Source organism: Microbispora sp. CA-135349, from assembly GCF_050947365.1.
In the GTDB taxonomy this organism is placed as follows: Bacteria; Actinomycetota; Actinomycetes; order Streptosporangiales; family Streptosporangiaceae; genus Microbispora.
On record NZ_CP192001.1, the window covers coordinates 6,426,217 to 6,446,194 of the forward strand.

Consider the following 19,978-nt stretch of genomic DNA (forward strand, 5'->3'; position numbering starts at 1 on the left):
CCGCCGGTTGCTCCTCCACCCTAGGCCGACCGAGACACTAGTGCGTACGGAAGGAGGTCACTGATACCCGGTTGCAACCGTTATGACTGTTTCATTCAGTCACTCTTCGTGGCCGGTGGAACGTGGACCGCGAGTACCGTTACGTCATCGTCCTGTTCATACCCGGACAGCATGTGGTCCACCAGGAAATCGAGCAGCATATTCGGACTGTTCAGGACCTCCGGGGGCGCTTCGGCCACGACGGACGAAAGCTCCCTGAGCCCGGCGTCCAGCCCACGCTTGCGGTTCTCCACCAGACCATCCGAGTACAGGACGGCGGTGTGACCCGGCGGCACACAGAACCTGAACTGCTTGCGGCTCGTGGCCCAGCCGAGCGGAGTGCCCGGCTCGGTCTCGTGCAGCAGCCCGACACCCTGCGGCGAGACCAGCAGCGGTGGCGGATGACCGGCCAGGGCCAGCGTGCCCTCCCCGGTCCCGGGCTCGACGACCATGTACGCCAGGGTGGTGACCTGCTCCTCCTCCTCGGTCGCCTCGAAGACGCGGTCCAGCCCGGTGAGCACCGCCGCCGGGGGCGGGTTGTTCAGCGCGAGCGCCCGCATGGCGTTGCGGATCCGGCCCATGCCGGCGGCGGCCTTGACGCCCTTGCCCATGACGTCGCCCACCACGGCCGCCACCCGGCCGTCCTGCAGGACGAACGCGTCGTACCAGTCGCCGCCCACCTGCACGTGGCGCGAGCCGGAGCGGAAGCGGTGGGCCAGCATCAGCCCCCGCACCACCGGCAGGCGGTCCGGCAGCAGGCTGCGCTGCAACGTCTCGGCCGTCTTGTGCTCGCGCTCGAACAGCGTGGCCCGCTCGACCGCGAGGGCGCACTGCCCGGCCAGCGCCTCCAGGAAGACGCCGTCCTCCTGCGAGATCTTCTGCGTGCGCGTGAACGAGAACCGCAACGCGCCGAGCGCCCGCCCGGCCGCGAGCAGCGGCAGGCCCACCCAGGCCCGCTCGTCCGTCTGCGCGAGGAACTCGGAGATCCGCGCCTCGTCGGCGCCGGCGTCCACGAGCTGGGCGCGCAGGCTGTCGGGCGACTCGGCGAAGAGCGGGCGCCGGCTGTTGACCGCCATCGTCATCACGTTGGGCTGCGCGAGGTCGATCTCCCCGCCCGGGGCGTCCGGGATGCCGCCGCTGCTGATCAGATCCAGCGTGCCCCGGTCCTGGTCGAGCAGGGCGACGGAGGAGTGGTCGGCGGCGAGGGCCGTGCGGCCGACGTCGATGATGACCTGCACCACCTGCTCGACGGTGAGCGCCTCGGCGAGCTGGGCGGTCGCGCCCTGCAGGCGGGCGGTGCGCAGCGCGGCGGCGCCGAGCTGGTCGGTGAGGCGGCCGCGCATCTCCTCCGCCTCGCGCTGCGGCGTGACGTCGGTGTTCGCTCCGACCCACTCCACGACGCGGCCGTGCCTGATGATCGGCACGGCCCGGACCTCGAAGTGCCGGTAGCCGCTGGCCCGGGTGCGCACCCGGTAGCTCCACTCGAACATCGTCCGGCCGCGCAGCGCCTCGCGCCACGCCTCCTCGGTGCCCGGACGGTCGTCGGGGTGCACCGCGTCCAGCCAGCCGTGCGCGAGGTACTCCTCCAGGCCCTGGCCGGTGATGGCCCGCCACTGGGGCGCGTCCTCGACCACCGTGCCGCTGGGCGAGCTGATCCAGACGAGCTGCTGCTGCGACTCCACCAGCGAGCGGTAGCGTTCCTCGCTGCGCTCCAGCAGCTCCTCGTTCGACTGCCGCTGGGTCACGTCCACCCCGAAGAGCGCGGTCCCGATGACGCCGTCGTCGCCGTGGAGCGGGAAGAACGACATCGTCCAGTGGCGGGTGTCGCCGTTCTCGGCGCGGGTCCTGATGCGCTGGTCGGTGACCGGCAGCGCCTCGTCGGCGACCCGGCGCAGCGCCGCCTCGATCAGGGTGGTCAGGTCGGCCGGCAACAGCTCGGCAGGCTGGCGGTCAAGATGCAACTCGACAGGATGGCCGGTCAGCTCGGTAAAGGTGGAGTTGACCCTGACAAAACACCCATTCGGGCCAAAAAACGCGAAGGCAAACGGCGCCTCCGACATCAGGCCTCTGAAGAGGTCGGAGTCTGATATGTCCAAACCGGGCTCCCGGGGCCGGGGCACGGAGGTTTCGGCGCTCATGGTCGGCACCTCCGTCGCGTGCCAGCGTCTCCCACGAGGCACATCTCCATAACTGTGATTGGTAGCGCAGATCTGCCCTACATCATGGGCGATCGGCATACGCGGACGGAAGCCCCGCCCACCATGCGGTCAACGCATCCTGTCAAAAGACCGGCGCCCCGCGCAGGAAGATCCGGCCTACTTTTTGGCCGCCCGCTTCGCTTCCTGCTTGGTCGCGCGAACCAGTTGCAGGCTCTCGGCGTCCACGACGTCGGCCACCGACCGGTGCACCCCCTCCTCGCCGTACGGCCCGGCAGCCTCACGCCAGCCGTCCGGGCGCACACCGCACTGCTTACCCAGCAGGGCCAGGAAGATCTGGGCCTTCTGCCGGCCGAACCCGGGGAGGGCCAGCAGCCGGCGCAGCAGTTCGGCACCGTCGCGGACATCCTCCCATACCTTCTCGGCCGAGCCATCGTAGTGCTCGACGAGATAGGTCGCGAGCGCCTGGACGCGGGCCGCCATCGCCTTGGGATAGCGGTGAACGGCGGGCGTCGCCGCGAGCAGGGCCGCGAACTGGTCAGGATCATAGGAGGCGATCTCACGCGCGTCCAGGTCGCGGCCGAGCCGGTTCGCGATCGCGCGGGGCCCCGCGAAGGCCCGCTCCAGTGGCACCTGCTGGTCGAGCAGCATGCCGACGAGCAGTGCGAGGGGGCTGCGGCCGAGCAGCTCGTCGGCCTCGGGATCCTGGGCGAGCCGGATACGCATGGGCCAAGCTTCCCACGCGGCGGCAGGTAAGGAGGTGACCTGCCGGAGGAGGTGACCGTCCAAGGGTTGACACCGCCGGGGAAAGAGGTGGAATAAGGGGCGGCAGGTCCCCATTCAGCGAGGAATGCAGTCCATGCCCATACTCGCAGCACGAATCAGTGGCGGCCCGACACCGGAGCAGAGCCTCCGTGAACCGGTGGAACTCGTGACCGACCGGCTGGCCGCGGAATTCCTGACCGTCCCCCTGTCCGCAGTCGCCCGCTGCGTCGCCGACACCTGGGCCTGCGGCGAGCATCTGGGGCTCGACGTCACCCCGGAGATCGTCGAACGGGTCGCCAGGGAGCACCTCCTGGGTATGGTCAACTCGGCGCCGCCTTCCCGGAGGTGAGGCGGCGTACGACGCCTCCGCCTCCGCCGCCGTAGGCTGGAGCGGCAGATAACGGGGAAGTCACCGGCCCGTGTTCCTGATGCCCTTCACGGCGGGAATGCGAGAAGGTGGTGACCGTGAGCGAGCGGAGCGAGATCTCGTGAGTCGCCGGCGCCGACGTGACCCCCGGGAGACCCGGCCGCCGGACGACGTGTTCGCGGAGATGCTGCTGGCGGCCAGGGAGTTGCTCGCCGTGCGCAGCCCGCTGGACGCGGAGCTCATGGTCTCCGACATGCTCGGCGCCTGGTGGGGCAGACGACTGCGCGGCGGTGACGTCGAGCAGATCCTCGGCGAGGGCCTGGTGGACTACGCGGCCAAGGCCGGCACGCCGGCCGCGCTCACCCTGCTCATATCCGTCGCCTACCTCGGCACCGCCCGGCAGGCGGCCAAGGCCGAGGGAGCGGCGCTCGCGTTGATGGAGTCCGACGTCGCCCGGCCCCGCTGGGCGGACCGCGTCGGCGCCGTCAAACCGACCGGCTGCTACGTCTCCAGGGACGTGTACGGCGACCAGGACACCGTTGTGTGCACGTTCGCCTACAACGGCGAGGACAGCCACGCGCTGGTCGTGGTCGTCGACTACAACATGGGCGGCATGGCCCGCGACGCCTGGGTGTCGTCACATGTCGACAAGCTGCTTGAGCAGGCCAGGCTGGAGGCGGCCGGCAACGCGCTGCTGCGGTTCGAGGAGCTGGAGCCGCAGCAGGCGCGCGCGCTGCTGGAGTTCGCGATGAAGGCCACCCGGGCCGCCGCGCACAGCCGCACGGGCCCGAAGCTCGTGAGCGACAGCTACAGCGCCTATCACGCGTTCGCGCGGGCCCGCGTCAAGGCGCTGCCGCCCGGGCGGATGCGGCCCGCCCCCGCGCACACCGAGGCCCCCTACAGCCGCGACCGCCGGGCGATGCTCGCGGCCGAGTTCCTCGCCTCGGACGCGGCGGAGAACCTGTCGGACCCCTCGGCCGCCTCCCGCTGCGCCGACCACATCATCGACTACGGCTGCGACCGGGACTTCGGCCGGCCGATGCGGGTGAGCCCGACCAAGTGTGAGACGTTCCTGCTCGACTGGCTGCCGCGTAAGGTCCTGCTCACTCCGGCGGAGCAGGACGCGATGCCGCACGTGCTGTCGGCGTGGGTGCGGTTCGCCGGCCCCAGGATCGGGCTGCCGGAAGAGGGCGTGCGGGCCACGCTCGACGCGGTCTGGGAGGCGACGGCCCGGTTCACCGAGGCCTACCGGGACCCCGCCGCCTTCGGGCTGGACCGCTCCCTCGTGGAACGGCTGCTGCCCGACGGCGACCTGTCCGCGCTGGCCCGGCGCGCGTTCGCGTTTCCCCTGCTGCAGGGCATGCGCGGCTCGACCGACCTCGACCTGCTGAACCCCGCGGACGAGGCCGACCGGCGCATCCTGCTGGAGATCGACCACGCCGACGAGCTGGGCCGTACGGACCTGGAGGAGCATCTCGCCTGGCACGAGGAGATCGCGGGCCGGTTATGGGTCGGCGACCCGCCGCAGCTGTGGGAGGCCGCCCAGCGCCTCCTCGACCTCGGGCACGACCGGCACGACGTGCTGCACGTCCTCATCGAGATCGCCGAGCGGATCGGCGACCATCCGGACGAGCTGGCCGCCGCCCTGGATGACATCGCCGACATCCCCGACGAGCCTCCCGCCTGACGCCACGACCGCCGTTCACGAGGCGAAGCCGATGTCCTCGTACCTGAGGTCGAAGAACCCGCTGGCCCCGATGTTGGCCAGCGCGGACCGCACGGCCACGCCCTGTGGGCACTGGTAGAGCGGCAGCACGTTGACCTTGTCCCAGACGAGCCGGTCGGCCTCGTTCAGCAGGCCGGGCACCTTGGCCGCGTCGAGCGTGCTGCCGGCGCGGTACATGGCGTCGTCGATCTGCTTGCTCCCGCTGCGCCCGAGGTTGGAGTACCACTCGACGTCGTCGCCCCGGCCGCCGCTCTCGCCGTTCGCGTAGACGTCGAAGACGCTCGACACCGGGTAGGGCGTGCTCGGGTAGGCGAAGGCGGTGATGTCGAAGTCGCCGGGGATGAGGTGCTTGCCGAAGAAGTCGTCGAAGGACACCTTGCGCACCTCGACCCGGATGCCGACCCGCTGGAGCATCTGCCGGGCCACGTCGGCCTCGACCCCGCTCATGACGATCCCGTCGGGGACGACGAAGCGCAGCGTGAGCGGTTTGCCGTTCTTCACGCGGGTCTTGCCCGACATCTTCCAGCCCGCCTGGTCGAGCAGCCGCCCGGCCCGCCCCGGGTCGTACGCGCCGATCTCCCCGGCGTTGGCGTGGTAGCCGTACTGGCTGTTCATGAGGAAGTGGTTGTCCAGCGTGACGGCCGGCCAGCCGAGGCCCTTCAGGTCCACCTGCATGAGACCGCGGCGGTCGAGCGCCGCCGCGACGGCCTCGCGCACGCGCACGTCGGCCAGGACCGGGCTCTCCCCGTTGAAGGTGAACTGCCGGTACTGGGTGCCCGCGGCCTGCCGGATCACGGCGTCCCACGCCTCCCTGACCCGCGCGTAGTCGTCGGGGGACGGGCCCACCTCGAAGACGTCCACGTCCCCCTTGGTGAAGGCGTGGACCATCTGGTCGGGACGCACGGTCCGGAACACGATGCCGTCCAGCTTGGCCCGGCTGCCCCACCAGGCGGGGTCGCGCGTGAGCGTGACCGTCCTGCCCTTGGCGTCGAGACGCTCCACCCGGAACGGCCCCGCGGTCACCGGGATGCGGTTGATCCAGTCGGCGTTGAACGCCGCCGCGGTCGCGTTGGTGGTGCTCGGATACAGCGGCGTGAACAGGGACTGCCACTCGTTGAACGGCTGGGCGAGGGTGACCACCACCTCGCGGTCGCTCGCTCCCCGGGCCACGCTCTGGATGTTCTCGTACGCGATGGTCGAGTCGACCCGGTAGTCCCGGTCGCGGCCGCTCATGGCCTTCCACTGGGCGGCGAAGTCCGTCCAGGTGATCGGCCTGCCGTCCGACCACTTCGCCTTGGGGTTGATGGAGTAGGTGATGACCTGCCGGGGAGAGGTCGCGGTGATCCTCGCGTTGGTCACGTAGTCGGTGTCGATGGTCAGCCGCCCCCGCTCGTCCGACCGGAACGTGCGCGGCATCAGCGCGTCCGTCACCGCCTTGACGGCGGTGGTGTCGCCGTTGACGTGGTTGCGGTTCCACTGCGCGGGGAAGTCGGTGAGCCCCCACCGGAGCGTGCCGCCGTCCTTGACCTTGTCCCGCGGCAGCGGGTTGATGTCGTACGCCTTGACCGGGGAGGGGGCGAGCCCGCTGTCCGGTTCGCCCGGCCCCCGCTGCACGCCGCAGGCGCCGGCGGCCCACAGAGCGGCCAGTGCGGCCAGGGCAACCGGCCATCGTGCTCTCACGTGCTTCTCCGATCCCTCCGGCTACCATACGCAGTCGATTAGTAGCAGGAAGTGACGGCCGGCGGCCATCGGGACACGCGTCCGGAGTCTCCCTACGAGATCAGGACAACTCGTCTACCGCGCTGCGGACGTCCTCGCTGGTGATCGTCGTCAGCTCGGCGGCGTTCGCCGACCCCTGCTCGGCGAGGCGGACGTCGCGCCGCAGCGCGGCCCGCTCGTACAGTGAGCGCGCGAAGCGGCCGTTGCCCAGGCCGTCGATGAGCCTCTCCCGGCAGACCCATTCGAAGACGTCGGCGAGGTCGCGCGCGGCGGAGGCGTCGAACCTGTCGCCGCTCCCGGCGGCCAGCAGCTCCGCGATCTCGGTCAGCTCCACCGGCGAGTAGGAGGGGAACGACACGCGCTGGTTGAACCGGGAGGCCAGGCCGGGGTTGGTCGCCAGGAACGCGTCCATCTCGCGCTCGTAGCCGGCCAGGATGACGACGACGCGATCGCGGTCGTCCTCGGCGCGCTTCAGCAACGTCTGCACCGCCTCGGCCCCGAAGGCGTCGCCCCCTGAGTAGCCGGTGTTGACCAGGCCGTAGGCCTCGTCGATGAACAGCACGCCGCCGAGCGCCCGGTCGACCAGCTCGTTGGTCTTGATCGCGGTCGCGCCGAGGTGCTGGCCGACGAGGTCGGCCCGCGACGCCTCGACCACGTCGGGCCGCGCCAGCAGGCCCAGCGCGGAGAAGATCCGGCCGAGAATACGCGCGACGGTCGTCTTGCCGGTGCCGGGAGGACCGACGAACACGAAATGCCGCATCTGCGACGGGACCGGCAGGCCCTGCTCCTGGCGCATCCTGGCCACCTTGAGCTGAGCGGTGATCGCGTGGACCTGCCGCTTGACCGGTTCGAGGCCGGCCATCCTGTCGAGGTCCGCGAGCGCGTCGTCCAGGGTCGGCGTGACCTGGTAGCCGCGGTATCTGGCGGTGATCTCGTTGAACGCCTTGGTCACGTCGTCGGCGTTGGTGGTGACCAGGTCCTCGCCGCGGGGCGCCCCTCCCGCGCTCACCACGCGCACGTCGCGGGCCTGCGCGGCGGCCTCGGCGAGGCTGCGGGCGAAGCGGGCGTTGCCGAGGTCGTCGACGAGCCCGCGGCGGTCCACGTCCTCGAACAGCCGCCGCAGCACGGGACGGGCCTCGGGCGCGAGCCGGTCTCCCCGGCGCTGCTGCAGCGCCTCGGTGATCTCCAGAAGTTCGGCCGGGCTGTAGCTGGGGAAGCGCACGCGGGTCACGAAGCGGCTCGACAGCCCCGGATTGGACGCGAGGAAGTCGTTCATCTCCCGCTCGTAGCCCGCCAGGATGACGATGAGCCGGTCGCGGTCGTCCTCGGCCCGCTTGAGCAGCGTCTGCACGGCCTCCGCGCCGAACCGGTCGGGCTGGCCGTCGCCCGAGTTGATGAGGCTGTATGCCTCGTCGACGAACAGGACGCCGCCGAGCGCGCGGTCGATCAGCTCGTTGGTCTTGATCGCCGTCGCCCCCAGGTACTCCCCCACGAGGTCGGCCCGCTGCGCCTCGACCACGAACGGCGTCTCCAGCAGCCCGAACGCGTAGAAGATCTTGGCGAGCGACCGGGCGACGCTGGTCTTGCCGGTGCCGGGAGGCCCGACGAACACGAAATGGCGCATCGGCCGCTCGTTGGCGTAGCCCGCCTCTTTGCGCAGCCGGGCGGCCTCGATCGACGCCGCGATGGCGCGCACCTGCTCCTTGACCGGCTCGAGACCGATCATGGACTCGAGCTCCGCGAGCGCCTGCTCGACCGTGATGGGCGGCGGAGCGCCCGCCCCGGCCGCGGCGGGCTGGTGGCCGCCGGCCCGCCCACGCTCCTGCACCTGGGCCTCGGCGCCCGCCGCCGACCGCTCCGCCTCGCCGCGCACCCTGCGGGCCAGCACCAGGCGGTAGAGGAGCATCGCGGCGGCCACGCCGTACGCGCCCCAGAGGGCCGCGGACGGCGACAGCGGCGACAGGGACAGCGCGACGACCCCGGCGGGCGCGAGGGACATGAGCGTCGTCAGCCACGGCGGGACCCACCGGATCAGGTGGGCCGCGCCACCGGTGAGCGCGCCCAGCAGCATCAGCAGGCCGGGCGCGATCGACTGCACGCCGAACACGCCCATGAACAGCGGCAGCAGCAGACCCCATCCGGCGAGCACGAGCACGGTCGCGGCGGCGCGCGGATAGCTGAGCGCCAGCGCGAGGAAGGACAGCGCCAGGAACGTGTAGATGAACGTGGGCGCCAGCGACCAGTTGAGCGCCGCGGCCGCTCCCATGGTGGCGACCAGCAGCACCACGAACAGCGCGCGCCGCGCGAATGGCGGAAGTTGGAAATAGCGGAAACGCACCTGTTCGAACAGATCACGTGCCGCAGTCCGGCTTAAGAGGCTCGCCGCCCGTGCCCTGTCGGAGTCCCGCATCGACGCCTCCCCGCTTCGACCCCGGTTATACCGCACGCGCGCGCGGAATGGGTGGACCCATGCGGCGCGGTGCACGACACACGCCGCCGTTCTCCGGTTGATCACCTGGGGAGATACGAATCCGGCGATATGTTCCCGACATCACCGGAAGGGCTGAGAGATCCGCTTCTCATGGCCTAAGCTGCCACGCATGTTCCAGCGGGCCGGAGTTTTCGGACGGGAGCACTGAGCGGTTCTATGATCATGGTTTCCGTCGAGTCCGCCACCGTCCGGGGCGCGGGCGCCCTGCGCGAGCATCGTGCAAGCCGGTGGTCGGTGCTCGTGCTCCTGTGTTTCAGCCTGCTCCTGATCGCGGTCGACGCCACCGTGCTGCACATCGCCGTCCCGGCGCTCACCGCGGCCCTGGAGCCGTCGTCCGTGCAGCTCCTGTGGATCATCGACGTCTACTCGCTGGTCGTCGCTCCGCTGCTGATCACATTCGGCACGCTGGGCGACCGGTACGGCAGGCGGCCCTTCGTGCTGGGCGGCTACGTGGTGTTCGGCCTCGCCTCGCTGTCGGCCGCGTTCGCCGGGACCCCGCTCGCGCTCATCGTCTCGCGGGCCTTCCTCGGCGTCGGCGGCGCCATGATCATGCCGGCGACGCTCTCGATCATCCGGCAGGTCTTCACCGACCGGCGCGAGCGGGCGATCGCGCTCGGCGTGTGGAGCGCCGTCGCCGCCGCGGGCGCGGCCGTCGGGCCGCTGATCGGCGGGGTCATCGTCGAGCACCTGTGGTGGGGCGCGGTCTTCCTCATCAACGTGCCGCTGCTGCTGGTCGCGTTGCCGCTCGCCGTACGGATCCTGCCGGCCTCGCCGCGGCGTGCGGACCATCCGTGGGACGCGCTGAGCGCGGTGCTGTCCACCCTCGGCATCCTGGCCGTCGCGTGCGGGCTGAAGGAGGCGGGGTCGGGGCACGTCCTTGGCCGCGGGCCCTCGCTCGCCGTTCTCCTGGCCGGCGTCGCGCTGCTCGTCTGGTTCGTCCGGCGGCAGCGGCGGCTGGCCTTCCCCCTGCTCGACATCGGGCTGTTCGCCCAGCGCGGCTTCGCGACCGGCGTCGGCTGCGTGTTGCTGGCCATCTTCGCGCTGGTCGGGCTGGAGCTGATGCTGGCGCAGTATCTCCAGCTCGTGCTGGGGCTGTCGCCGCTGGAGGCCGCCGTGCGGATGCTGCCGCTCATGGTCTCGGCCATCGCGGGCGGCCTGACCGCCGCGTACGTGCTGGGGCGCGTCGGGCTGCGCGGGACGGTCGGCGGCGGGCTCGCCCTCACCGCGCTGTCCCTCACTCCGGTGCTGACGTGGGGCACCGAGCAGCACCCGGTGATGCTGTCCGTCTGTTTCGTGGGGATCGGCTTCGGCGTCGAGGTCGCCCTGCTCGCGGCGTCGGACACGATCATGGCTTCGGCGCCCGAGTCGCGGGGCGGCGGCGCGGCCGCGATCGAGGAGACGGCCTACGAGCTCGGGGCGGGCCTCGGCATCGCCGTCCTCGGCACGATCACCACGATCGTGTACGCCCCGTCTCTCGGGACGGTTCCCGGAATCCCGGCCGGGCTCATGGCACAGGCGCGGGAGTCCCTGGCCGCGGCCGCGCACGTGGCCGACGAGACCGGCGCGACCGGGGCCGCGCTGCTGGGCGCCGCCCGCGCGGCCTTCGTCACCGCGCTGCACTCCACCATCGTCGTCAGCGTGGCGCTGCTCGCGCTCACCGCGCTGGCCGTGGCCCTGTTGCTCCCCCGCCGCCTTCCCCCCACGTCCTGCGACGACGCCGAGGAGCCCGGCGGCGTACGGACCTGAGCCGGCCGGGCGCATGAGGGCGGCGCAGGCGGGAAAGTCTCCGGGCAAGTCACCCCCCACCCCAGGATGAGAACGCCGTGAAGAGAACCCTGCACGACTTGGCCACGCTGGCCGCCCGCATGGGCGTCGGCGGCATCTTCTTCGCCAACGGCTGGCAGAAGCTCGAAGCCGGTCTCAACGCCACCGCGGACCAGTTCACCGCGCTGCAGGCCCCGCTGCCCCACGTGTGGGCGCCGGTGACCATGCTGACCGAACTCGTGGGCGGCACGCTGCTGATCGCGGGACTCGCCGTACCGGTCGTCGGGCTGCTGCTGTTCGCCGAGGCCCTCGCGGTGTTCGTGCTCACGGCCGGCGACACCGGCCTGCCGCTCACCGGCGGCGACATCGAACTGATCGTGGCCCTCGGGGCCGCCTCCGTGCTGCTGGCCGTGACCGGCGCCGGCCGGATCTCGGCCGACCACATGGTGGTCATCAAACGGCGCGACGCCGAGGCGGCCGGGGAGTTCGCCGCCGCCTTCGCCGACCCCGACGCCCGGGCCGACGCCCGGGCCGACGCCGAGGCCGACGCGGTCATCGCGGCGCTACGCCCGCCGCGGCCCGGCGAGCCCGGCGCGGGCGGGTCACCGGCCCGGTCCGCCGCTCCCTCCGGCTCCACGCCCTCCTCCAAGGAGCGGCCCGCGCCCGCCCCGTCCGGGGATTCGCCCGGGTCCGCGGGGCCGCCCGCGGCGGCCGGATCCGAAGCGGGTACGGGCTCCGCCGCCGCGACGGCGGGGAACCGGCCCGGCGGGGAGGCCGAGACCACGACGGTACGCAAGGCCGCGCCCCGCCAGCGGCGTACGAGACGGGATGACGACACGACCGCGGACAGCCGGACGGAGGCGCCCCCTGCCCGTTGAACCGGAACCGCGCCGCGCCGGGGCGACCCCGGGCGGTTACGTGCCGGGCGGGTCAGCGAGGTCAGGGCTTCCGGACAGCGGCAGGCGCAGAAGGAAACAGGCGCCGCGCGGACTGTCGGTGATCGTCAGGCTGCCGCCGTGGCTCTCGGCGATCTGCCGGGCGATGGGCAGGCCCAGGCCCGCGCCCCCGGCGTTCCTGCTGCGGGCGGTGTCGAGCCGGGTGAACCGCTGGAAGACGAGCTCACGCTGGTTCCGCGCGATGCCCGCACCGTCGTCGAGCACCTCCAGCACGGCCACGCCGGAACGGAAACGGGGGTCGCCGTCGGGCGGGACCTCGCGCCGCACCTCCAGCCGTACGGTGCTGGCGGCGTGCCTCTCGGCGTTGTCGAGCAGGTTGGTGACCAGGCGGCCCAGCCGGATTCTGTCTCCCCGGACGACCACGCCGGAAGCCAGGCGAGGCACGACCTTCCTGACCGCGCGGCGGGTGTCGAGTTGCGTGGCCACGAGCCGGCCGAGGTCCAGCGGCTCGCGCTCGCAGGGCGCGCCCACGTCGAGGCGGGCCAGCGTCAGCAGGTCGGCGGCGATCGCCTGGAGCCGTTCGAGGCTCTTCAGCACGGCCTGCCCCACCTCCCGCAGGTCGGACTCCTGCGGGGCGAGCAGCGCGTCCTCCACCTGGGCGCGGATCGCGGTGATCGGGCTGCGCAGCTCGTGGGACGCGTCCGAGGTGAAGCGCCGTTGCTGTTCGAGCGTCTCCTCCAGCCGGTCCAGCGTGTAGTTGACGCTCTGCGCGAGGTCGTGGATCTCCCCCTTGGCCTCCGGGACCGGCACCCGCCGCCCGAGGTCCGAGGCGTTGATCTCGTCGAGCTCGGCCCGGATGGCCCGCACCGGTATGAGCGCCCGCTTGACGCTGCGCCGGGTGCCGTAGGCGACGGCGGCCGTGATGAGCGCCGATCCCGCGGCCAGCCCCGCCAGCAGGGGCGTCGGCACGCGGATCGCCTGGACCGGAGCGGCGCTGTAGATGGTCCAGTCCCCGCCGTCACGGTAGACCTGCTGCGCGACCACGATGTGACACCCGTGCGCGGCGAAGACGCCGTCGCAGACCTCCCGCGAGGCCCTGCGCTGCGGCGGCCGGGGACGGAAGGACGCCATGGCCGGCTTTCCGGCCATGTCCGGCGTCGCCGCACGCACCCGGCCCTGTGGATCCACCACCTGGGTCGGCCTGTCCCGCCCGAAGGGGTCGGCGGGCAGCGCGCTCCCCGTCTCTCCGTGGTCCACGAGGTAGGCGACCCGCCCGTTCGCCGCCGTCACCTCGCGCATGAGGCTGTCGTCGGCTGTCATGTGCAGCGCCCACACCAGGACGATCGAGAATCCCACGCACAGCAGGGCGACCACCGTGCCGGTGAACAGCGCGATGCGACTCCTGATCGACCATTGATCCCCGAAACCCACGTGATCGCCCACTTACGAGCGCGGTCCTACTGACCACGCCTAAGAAATTTACCCTTAATGTCGTTATTGGTCGGTAACGGAACAAAATGGACGTGCTGGGCATGTTGGGCCAAAATACTCGCGCACGCAACACGATCGGCAAGCGGGTAAAGAAGCCTTCCGGACGACCCTCCCGGGTGGTGGGATATGGGGGTATGAACGCCACCGGAGCACTGCCGGTAATCGACGTGGCCGCCCTCACCGGCCCCGGGACGGACCGGGAACGTGCCGAGGTCGCGCGCCGGATCGAGGCCGCCTGTCTGGACAGCGGCTTCTTCTACCTCAGCGGTCACGGAGTTCCCGGGGATCTGATCGTCCGGCTCCGGCAGGCCGCCGCCCGCTTCTTCCGATTGCCGCAGGAACACAAGGCGCGCATCTCCATGGACCGGGGCGGACGGGCCTGGCGCGGATACTTCCCGGTCGGCGGCGAGCTCACCTCCGGCCGGCCCGATCTGAAGGAGGGCGTCTACTTCGGCGCCGAACTCGACCACGACCATCGGCCGCTGCACGGGCGCAACCTCTTTCCCGAGGAGGTGCCCGAACTGCGCCCCGCCGTGCTGGCCTACATGGACGCCCTCACGCGGGTGGGACAGGCGGTCATGCGGGGCGTGGCGCTGAGCCTGGGTCTCGACGAGGACTACTTCGCCGCCGGCTACACGGCCACACCCACGACCCTGTTCCGCATCTTCCACTATCCGCCCCCGGCGTACGCCGGGCCGGACGAGTGGGGGGTCGGCGAGCACACCGACTACGGCCTGCTGACGCTGCTGCTCCAGGACGACCATCCGGGCCTCCAGGTGCACACCGCACGCGGCTGGATCGAGGCGCCGCCCATCCCGGGCACGCTGGTCTGCAACATCGGCGACATGCTCGACAAGCTGACCGGCGGCCTCTACCGGTCGACCCCGCATCGCGTGCGCAACGACACGGGCCGGAGCAGGCTGTCGTTCCCCTTCTTCTTCGACCCCGGCTGGGACTGCGAGGTGCCGCCGCTGCCCTCGCTGCCCGCCCGCGACGGGGGCCGCGCCCGCTGGGACGGTCTGGACCTGCGGGCCTTCACCGGGACGTACGGCGACTACCTGCTCGCGAAGGTCGCCAAGGTCTTCCCACGGCTCGGCGAGCGGGTCCTGCCGCCCACACCGGGCGAGAGCTGACCTGGGCGACCGACGGCCACCCGGGGGCGGCGCCGATCGTCGCGGCCCTGCTCGGCCCTGCTCGGCGGCCTGTGGTTCCGCCGGGTGCTCGGGATGGGACGGCCCGTCGTACGGGTCGCCGCGGCGCTGCCGGCCGCGGCGACCGTTCCGATCGGCCTGTGGTCGTCGGCCGCCCACCTCGGCGCGCCGGTCGTCCTGCTGGTCGCGTTGATCTGCCTGGAGAACGTCCTGTGGGGGCGTGGCCCCTCAGTCCGCTCAGTCCGCTCAGTCCGCCAGGCCGCCCCGGGCGATCACCTCGCGATACCACCGGGCGCTGTCGCGCGGTGTGCGCTCCAGCGTGTCGTAGTCGACGCGGACGAGCCCGAACCGCTTGTGGTAGCCCCGGGCCCACTCGAAGTTGTCCATGAGCGACCACACGAAGTAGCCGCGCAGGTCGGCGCCGCGGTCCATGGCCGACCGGGCGGCCCGGAAGTGGGCGTCGAGGTAGGCGATGCGGCCGGGGTCGGCCACCCCGTCGGGGACGGCGGCGCCGTTCTCCGTGATCATCAAAGGCGTGCCGGGATAGTCGCGCGACAGCCGTACGAGCAGGTCCTCGAGACCGGCCGGGTTGATCTCCCAGTCCATCTCGGTGACCTCGCCGTGCGGGTCCTCCCAGGCGATGCCCTCGCTGCCGGGATACTCCGCATGCCCCTCCGACGAGGGGTCGGCGACGACCCGGTTGACCGTGTAGTAGTTGACGCCGAGCACGTCGATCGGCTGCGCGATGGTGGGCAGGTCGTCCAGGTCGACCTCGGTGAAACGTTCCAGGTGGGCGAGGACGTCGGCGGGGTACTCCCCGCGCAGCACGGGGTCGAGGAAGAGCCGGTTCGCCAGCCCGTCGATCAGGCGGGCCGGCTCGGCGTCGCCGAGGATCGGCGTCAGGTTCAGCGTCAGCGAGACCGACTCCGCGCCTCCCGCCCGCAGCGCCTGCACGCCGAGGCCGTGCGCGAGCATCAGGTGGTGGGCGGCGGCGAACGCGGCGGCCGGGTCGGTCACGCCGGGCGCGTGCCGGCCCGAGGCGTACCCCACGAACGCCGACACCCAGGGCTCGTTGAGCGTCGTCCAGGTGGCGACGCGATCGCCGAGGCGCTTGTGCACGGCGGCGGCGTAGTCGGCGAACCGGTAGGCGGTGTCGCGGTTGGCCCAGCCGCCCTCGTCCTGCAGCGTCTGCGGCAGGTCCCAGTGGTAGAGCGTCGCGACGGGCGTGATCCCCCTGTCGAGCAGGGCGTCGACGAGCCGGTCGTAGAAGCTCAGGTCGGCGAGGCGCGGCCAGGCCACCGAGAACCGGTACGCCTTCAGCCCCAGCCACGCCATGATCTCGACGTCCTCGAGATAGCGGTTGTAGTGGTCGCAGGCGACGTCACCGGTGTGGCCGTCGGCGACCATGCCGGGAGTGTGGGAGAAGGTGTCCCAAATCGACGGGACACGGCCGTCGGCGTGGACCGCTCCCTCGATCTGGTACGACGCGGTCGCGGCGCCCCACAGGAAGCCGTCGGGAAATGAGATCATCGTGAACTTTCGCGAATCGTCAGCCGGGGTTCGAGGAGCGTCGACTCGGGGACGGCCTGGCCCTCCAGCTTCGCCATGAGCAGCCGGACCGCCTGCCTGCCGACGTCCTCGGCGGGAATGAGCACGGAGGTCAGCGCGGGGCTGGCCCGTTCGGCGATGTCGTCCGGGCAGATCGCCACCACCGAGACGTCCTCGGGCACCCGCCTGCCGAGGATCCGCAACGCCCCCAGCACATGGCCGGCGGCCGCCTCGTTGTGCACGACGAGCCCGGACAGCCGCGGCCGCTCGTCGAGCAGCAGCTTCACGGCGGCGTGCACCTCGTCGAACGACTCCTCGCAGGGCCGCGCGTCGGCCTCCAGGCCGTGCCGCCCGGCCGCCTCGACGAAGCCCGCCATCGTCCGCTCGGCGAAGCCCGTGCCGCGCTCGTAGACCACGCGCGGCGCGCCGAGCAGCGCGATCTCGCGATGCCCGAGATCGGCCAGGTGATCGGCGCACAGCGCCCCGGCCCGGGCGAAGTCGAGGTCGACGCAGGTCAGCCCTTCGGGGTCGGCCGGGAAACCGATCAGCACGCTCGGCTCGGCGAGCTTGCGCAGCAGCGGCACCCGGGGGTCGTGGATCTCCACGTCCATCAGCAACAGCCCGTCGACCAGCGCGCTGGCCGCCACCCGGTGCAGCCCGTCCGCCCCTTCGTCGGCCGTCATGAGCAGCACGTCGTGGTCGTACTGGCGGGCCGTGGTGACGACCGAGGTCGCGAACTGCATGAGGACCGGCAGGTTCATGCCGGCCCGCAGCGGCAGCACCAGTGCGATGACCTTCGCGCGCTTGCTCGCCAGGGCGCGGGCGCCCGCGTTGGGGTGGTAACCGAGGACCCGCACGCTGTCCAGGACCCGCTGCCGGGTGGTCGCCGAGATCGCCCGCTTGCCGCTCAGCACGTAGGAGACCGTGGAGACGGCGACCCCCGCGTGCTTGGCGACATCGGCGATCGTCACGGTCCTCACGGGCGCAGCCCCATAAGGAAACCCAGCCCGCTCACCGTGACCCCCTCGCTCTCGTACACCACATAAAGATCGCGCACTCCGGCGGCTCCCGCCAGAGGGGTGCTCACCTCGACGAAATCGTGCCTGCTCACCGTGGGCGGGACGCTGACCGCGCCGGCGACCTCGCCGTTCAGGGGGTCGTCGAGCCGTAACGTGACCACCCCGCCCTCGTCACTCGACACCGCGAGCACGCACGCCGACAGGCCCCCGTCGGCGGAGTGTCCTTCGCCGAAATCACAGTCGCGGAACGCGATCCACGATCCGGGCGACGAGGAGCGGACCGCGTCGCCGGAGTCGAGCGCGGCGTCGCACAGCACCACACCGTCGTACTCGTCGTGGTCGGCCGCGTCCAGTGGCCCCGAGGTCAGATCACGCGGCGGGATGCGCTCGCCCCGCACCCGGAACGGCGCGCACAGCCGGATGTCGCCCGACGAGGCGCCCACCTGCACCTTGTGCGCGGCGTCCTCGACCACGAACCGGCCGCGCGTCACGTCCCAGAAGGCCAGGTCGGCGACCGGCACGTCCACCGACACCGTGCGGCTCTCGCCCGGCGCGAGCCGCACCTTGACGAAGCCGCGCAGCTGCCGCAGCGGCTGCTTGACCCGGGAGCGCCGCTGGTGGGTGTATACCTGCACGACCTCCTCCCCCACGTGCTCGCCCGCGTTCGTCACGGTCACCCGGACGGTCAGCGTGTCGCCCTCGGCGAGGTCGGCCGACGACAGCTCGAGATCGGAGTACGCGAAGCGGGTGTAGCTCAGGCCGTGCCCGAACGGGTAGAGCGGACGGCCGCGGTAGTAGAGATAGGTGGCGTCGGAGGCGACGATGTCGTAGTCGAGCAGGTCGGGCAGCTCGGCGGCCGAGCGGTACCACGTCTGGGTGAGGCGGCCGCCCGGGTCGTCGTCGCCCAGCAGCACGGCGGCGAGCGCGTGGCCGTACTCCTGCCCTCCGTGGGCCGACCAGACGATCGCGGGCAGGTGCTCCTGCGCCCAGGTCACCGCGAACGGGTAGCCGCTGGAGACCACCAGCACCGTGGCGGGGTTGGCCGCGTGGACCGCCTTGAGCAGGGCCTCCTGCCGTTCGGGCAGCGCCAGCGTCGTCCGGTCCTCGGTCTCGCGGCCGTTCACCAGCGGGTGGTCGCCGAGCACGACGATCGCCACGTCGGCCTGGGCCGCCGCCTCCGCCGCGCGGGCCGCGCCGCTCTCGACCAGTTCGACGGACAGCACGGACGCGGCGTCGGGGTCGTCGGTCGTGCGTACGACGCCGTCGGCCACGGTGACGTACCTGCCGGAGGAGATGTTGCGCAGCACGACGCCCCGGGGCCGCTCCTCGATCCGGAAGGTCTGGCGCACCTCCCAGCCGCTCGGCCCGGGCTGGTCGTTGACCAGTACGCCGTCCTCGCCCGCCGCCACGTGCCGCCCGTTGGCGCAGGACCGGAACGCGAACGCCCCGCCGCCCCAGTCGAACACGTCGAAGCAGGACCGCTCGCCGCCCACGTGGAGCGGCCCGCCCGCGGGGTCGGCGGACGCGCCGACGTAGCCGCCCTCGGTGCGCAGCGCCACCCGGTCGACGCCCTCGTGGTAGACGGTCTCGCACCGCTCGGCGAGCCCCGTCAGGGCCGTCACCTGGTAGGGCAGCGTGCCGCTGTACCAGTCCTCGAACAACGCGTCGGCGAGCGGGCCGATCACCGCGACCGTCCGCGGGGCGGTCAGCGGGAGCAGGCCGTCGTTCTTCAGCAGAGTGATCGACTGGCGGGCCGCCTCCCGCGCGAGCCGCTGGTGCTCGGGCCTGTTGACGACGTCCTGGGTGATGTCGTCGTACGGCGTGGCGGGGTCGAACTCGCCGAGCCGCACCCGGATCGACAGCGCGTGCCGGGCGGCGGCGTCGATGTCGGCCTCGGTCAGCAGGCCCCGGCCGAGCGCCGTCCTGATGTGGCCCAGGGTGGTGGCGGTGTCGGCGTCGTCCTGGGTGAAGCTGTCCAGCCCGGCCTTGATCGCGTGCGCGTACGCCTCGGGCAGGTCCTTGTGGTAGCCCTGCATCCCCGCGAGGTTCCCCGGTGCGTACGCGTCGCTCACCACGAGGATGTCGTCGGGCGCCCACGCGCGCAGGTGACTGGCGATCAGCGGCGACAGGTGGGCCGGTCGCCCGTTGACGAGGTTGTACGACGGCATCACGGCCACCGCGGCCCCCGACTCGACGGCCGGGCGGAACGCCTTGAGCTCGTATTCGTGCAGCACCCGCGGCGGCAGGCCGCTGGAGGTCACACACCGGTCGGTCTCGTTGTTGTAGCCGAGGAAGTGCTTCAGCGTGGGCGCCGTCTTCAGCACGGAGTGGCCGCCGCGCAGGCCGCCAGCGTAGGCCGTGCCCATCACCCCGGTCAGCCAGGGGTCCTCCGAGTAGCCCTCCTCGTTGCGGCCCCAGCGCGGGTCGCGCAGCGGATTGACCACCGGCGCCCAGACGTTGCGGCCCACGCTCTGTGGATCCTTGTGGTGGAAGGCCACGACCTCGTCGCCGGTCGCCTCCCCCACCCGGCGGACCAGGTCAGGGTTCCAGGTGCTGGCCAGCCCGATGGCCTGGGGGAACACGGTGGCCGGGCCGTGCCAGGCCAGGCCGTGCAGGGCCTCGGTGCCGGTGCGGAAGGGCCGCAGGCCGAGCCGTTCCACGGGCGCCTGGTACTGGTGCAGCAGGCCGATCTTCTCGTCGAGTGTGAGCCTGCCGAGCAGGTCGTCCACCCGTTCGGCGGGAGACAGCGCGGGGTTCCGGAATGCCGGGTCTTGGGCCGGTTCGTTCATCTGGAGACTTACCCTTCGCGTCGAAGCGCTTCGATGACCTGCCGAAAAACGCGCCCA

The 19,978-nt window shown here is 71.9% G+C and carries 13 protein-coding genes; 5 read left to right on the forward strand and 8 right to left on the reverse strand.

The window, feature by feature from the left end; genetic code table 11:
• Positions 1-95 precede the first annotated feature (95 nt).
• A complete protein-coding gene (locus ACQPZZ_RS29530; protein ID WP_363643115.1) occupies positions 96-2,177 on the reverse strand; it encodes a SpoIIE family protein phosphatase in 2,082 nt (693 codons plus the stop codon).
• A 177-nt stretch (positions 2,178-2,354) separates the two neighbouring features.
• Positions 2,355-2,921: an HhH-GPD-type base excision DNA repair protein gene (locus tag ACQPZZ_RS29535; RefSeq protein WP_432924438.1), complete on the reverse strand. Its 567-nt coding sequence runs from the start codon at positions 2,919-2,921 to the stop codon at positions 2,355-2,357.
• Between the two features lie 133 nt (positions 2,922-3,054).
• On the opposite strand from ACQPZZ_RS29535, the gene ACQPZZ_RS29540 reads away from it, so the two are divergent.
• Positions 3,055-3,309: a hypothetical protein gene (locus ACQPZZ_RS29540; RefSeq protein WP_363643118.1), complete on the forward strand. Its 255-nt coding sequence runs from the start codon at positions 3,055-3,057 to the stop codon at positions 3,307-3,309.
• Positions 3,310-3,511: 202 nt separating this feature from the next.
• Entirely contained in the window at positions 3,512-5,014 is a 1,503-nt protein-coding gene (locus ACQPZZ_RS29545) for a hypothetical protein (RefSeq protein ID WP_432934589.1), read from the forward strand.
• A gap of 15 nt (positions 5,015-5,029) precedes the next feature.
• Here the strand turns inward: ACQPZZ_RS29545 and ACQPZZ_RS29550 are convergent, their stop codons facing one another.
• Positions 5,030-6,733: an ABC transporter family substrate-binding protein gene (locus tag ACQPZZ_RS29550; RefSeq protein ID WP_432924440.1), complete on the reverse strand. Its 1,704-nt coding sequence runs from the start codon at positions 6,731-6,733 to the stop codon at positions 5,030-5,032.
• A gap of 100 nt (positions 6,734-6,833) precedes the next feature.
• Positions 6,834-9,182 carry an AAA family ATPase gene (locus ACQPZZ_RS29555; protein WP_432924442.1) on the reverse strand — a complete coding sequence of 783 codons (2,349 nt, stop codon included), beginning with the start codon at positions 9,180-9,182 and terminating at the stop codon, positions 6,834-6,836.
• 237 nt (positions 9,183-9,419) lie between these two features.
• On the opposite strand from ACQPZZ_RS29555, the gene ACQPZZ_RS29560 reads away from it, so the two are divergent.
• Positions 9,420-11,009, forward strand: coding sequence for an MFS transporter (locus ACQPZZ_RS29560; RefSeq protein WP_432924444.1), 1,590 nt, complete (start codon positions 9,420-9,422; stop codon positions 11,007-11,009).
• Between the two features lie 77 nt (positions 11,010-11,086).
• Positions 11,087-11,905 (forward strand): DoxX family membrane protein, encoded by an 819-nt coding sequence (locus tag ACQPZZ_RS29565; protein ID WP_432924446.1) that lies wholly within the window; start codon positions 11,087-11,089, stop codon positions 11,903-11,905.
• Positions 11,906-11,941: 36 nt separating this feature from the next.
• Here ACQPZZ_RS29565 and ACQPZZ_RS29570 read toward each other — a convergent pair whose 3' ends face one another.
• Positions 11,942-13,366: a sensor histidine kinase gene (locus ACQPZZ_RS29570; protein ID WP_432924448.1), complete on the reverse strand. Its 1,425-nt coding sequence runs from the start codon at positions 13,364-13,366 to the stop codon at positions 11,942-11,944.
• Between the two features lie 182 nt (positions 13,367-13,548).
• On the opposite strand from ACQPZZ_RS29570, the gene ACQPZZ_RS29575 reads away from it, so the two are divergent.
• Positions 13,549-14,547, forward strand: coding sequence for an isopenicillin N synthase family dioxygenase (locus ACQPZZ_RS29575; RefSeq protein ID WP_432924450.1), 999 nt, complete (start codon positions 13,549-13,551; stop codon positions 14,545-14,547).
• A gap of 264 nt (positions 14,548-14,811) precedes the next feature.
• Here ACQPZZ_RS29575 and ACQPZZ_RS29580 read toward each other — a convergent pair whose 3' ends face one another.
• The 3 genes from ACQPZZ_RS29580 to ACQPZZ_RS29590 are packed head-to-tail and all read right to left on the reverse strand — an operon-like array spanning position 14,812 to position 19,921.
• Positions 14,812-16,095, reverse strand: coding sequence for a GH1 family beta-glucosidase (locus ACQPZZ_RS29580; protein ID WP_432924452.1), 1,284 nt, complete (start codon positions 16,093-16,095; stop codon positions 14,812-14,814).
• A complete protein-coding gene (locus ACQPZZ_RS29585; RefSeq protein WP_432924454.1) occupies positions 16,092-17,093 on the reverse strand; it encodes a LacI family DNA-binding transcriptional regulator in 1,002 nt (333 codons plus the stop codon). The genes ACQPZZ_RS29580 and ACQPZZ_RS29585 overlap by 4 nt, the downstream gene beginning before the upstream one ends.
• Entirely contained in the window at positions 17,090-19,921 is a 2,832-nt protein-coding gene (locus ACQPZZ_RS29590) for a glycoside hydrolase family 3 C-terminal domain-containing protein (RefSeq protein ID WP_432924456.1), read from the reverse strand. Before ACQPZZ_RS29590 ends, ACQPZZ_RS29585 begins: the two co-directional genes overlap by 4 nt.
• Positions 19,922-19,978 lie beyond the last annotated feature (57 nt).

Bases quoted from the DNA above. Each gene is read 5' to 3' on its own strand.
- ACQPZZ_RS29590 (WP_432924456.1), bottom strand. From the start codon at position 19,921: ATGAACGAACCGGCCCAAGACCCGGCATTCCGGAACCCCGCGCTGTCT.
- ACQPZZ_RS29530 (WP_363643115.1), bottom strand. From the start codon at position 2,177: ATGAGCGCCGAAACCTCCGTGCCCCGGCCCCGGGAGCCCGGTTTGGAC.
- ACQPZZ_RS29575 (WP_432924450.1), top strand. From the start codon at position 13,549: ATGAACGCCACCGGAGCACTGCCGGTAATCGACGTGGCCGCCCTCACC.
- ACQPZZ_RS29560 (WP_432924444.1), top strand. From the start codon at position 9,420: ATGATCATGGTTTCCGTCGAGTCCGCCACCGTCCGGGGCGCGGGCGCC.
- ACQPZZ_RS29540 (WP_363643118.1), top strand. From the start codon at position 3,055: ATGCCCATACTCGCAGCACGAATCAGTGGCGGCCCGACACCGGAGCAG.
- ACQPZZ_RS29545 (WP_432934589.1), top strand. From the start codon at position 3,512: ATGCTGCTGGCGGCCAGGGAGTTGCTCGCCGTGCGCAGCCCGCTGGAC.
- ACQPZZ_RS29555 (WP_432924442.1), bottom strand. From the start codon at position 9,182: ATGCGGGACTCCGACAGGGCACGGGCGGCGAGCCTCTTAAGCCGGACT.
- ACQPZZ_RS29535 (WP_432924438.1), bottom strand. From the start codon at position 2,921: ATGCGTATCCGGCTCGCCCAGGATCCCGAGGCCGACGAGCTGCTCGGC.
- ACQPZZ_RS29580 (WP_432924452.1), bottom strand. From the start codon at position 16,095: ATGATCTCATTTCCCGACGGCTTCCTGTGGGGCGCCGCGACCGCGTCG.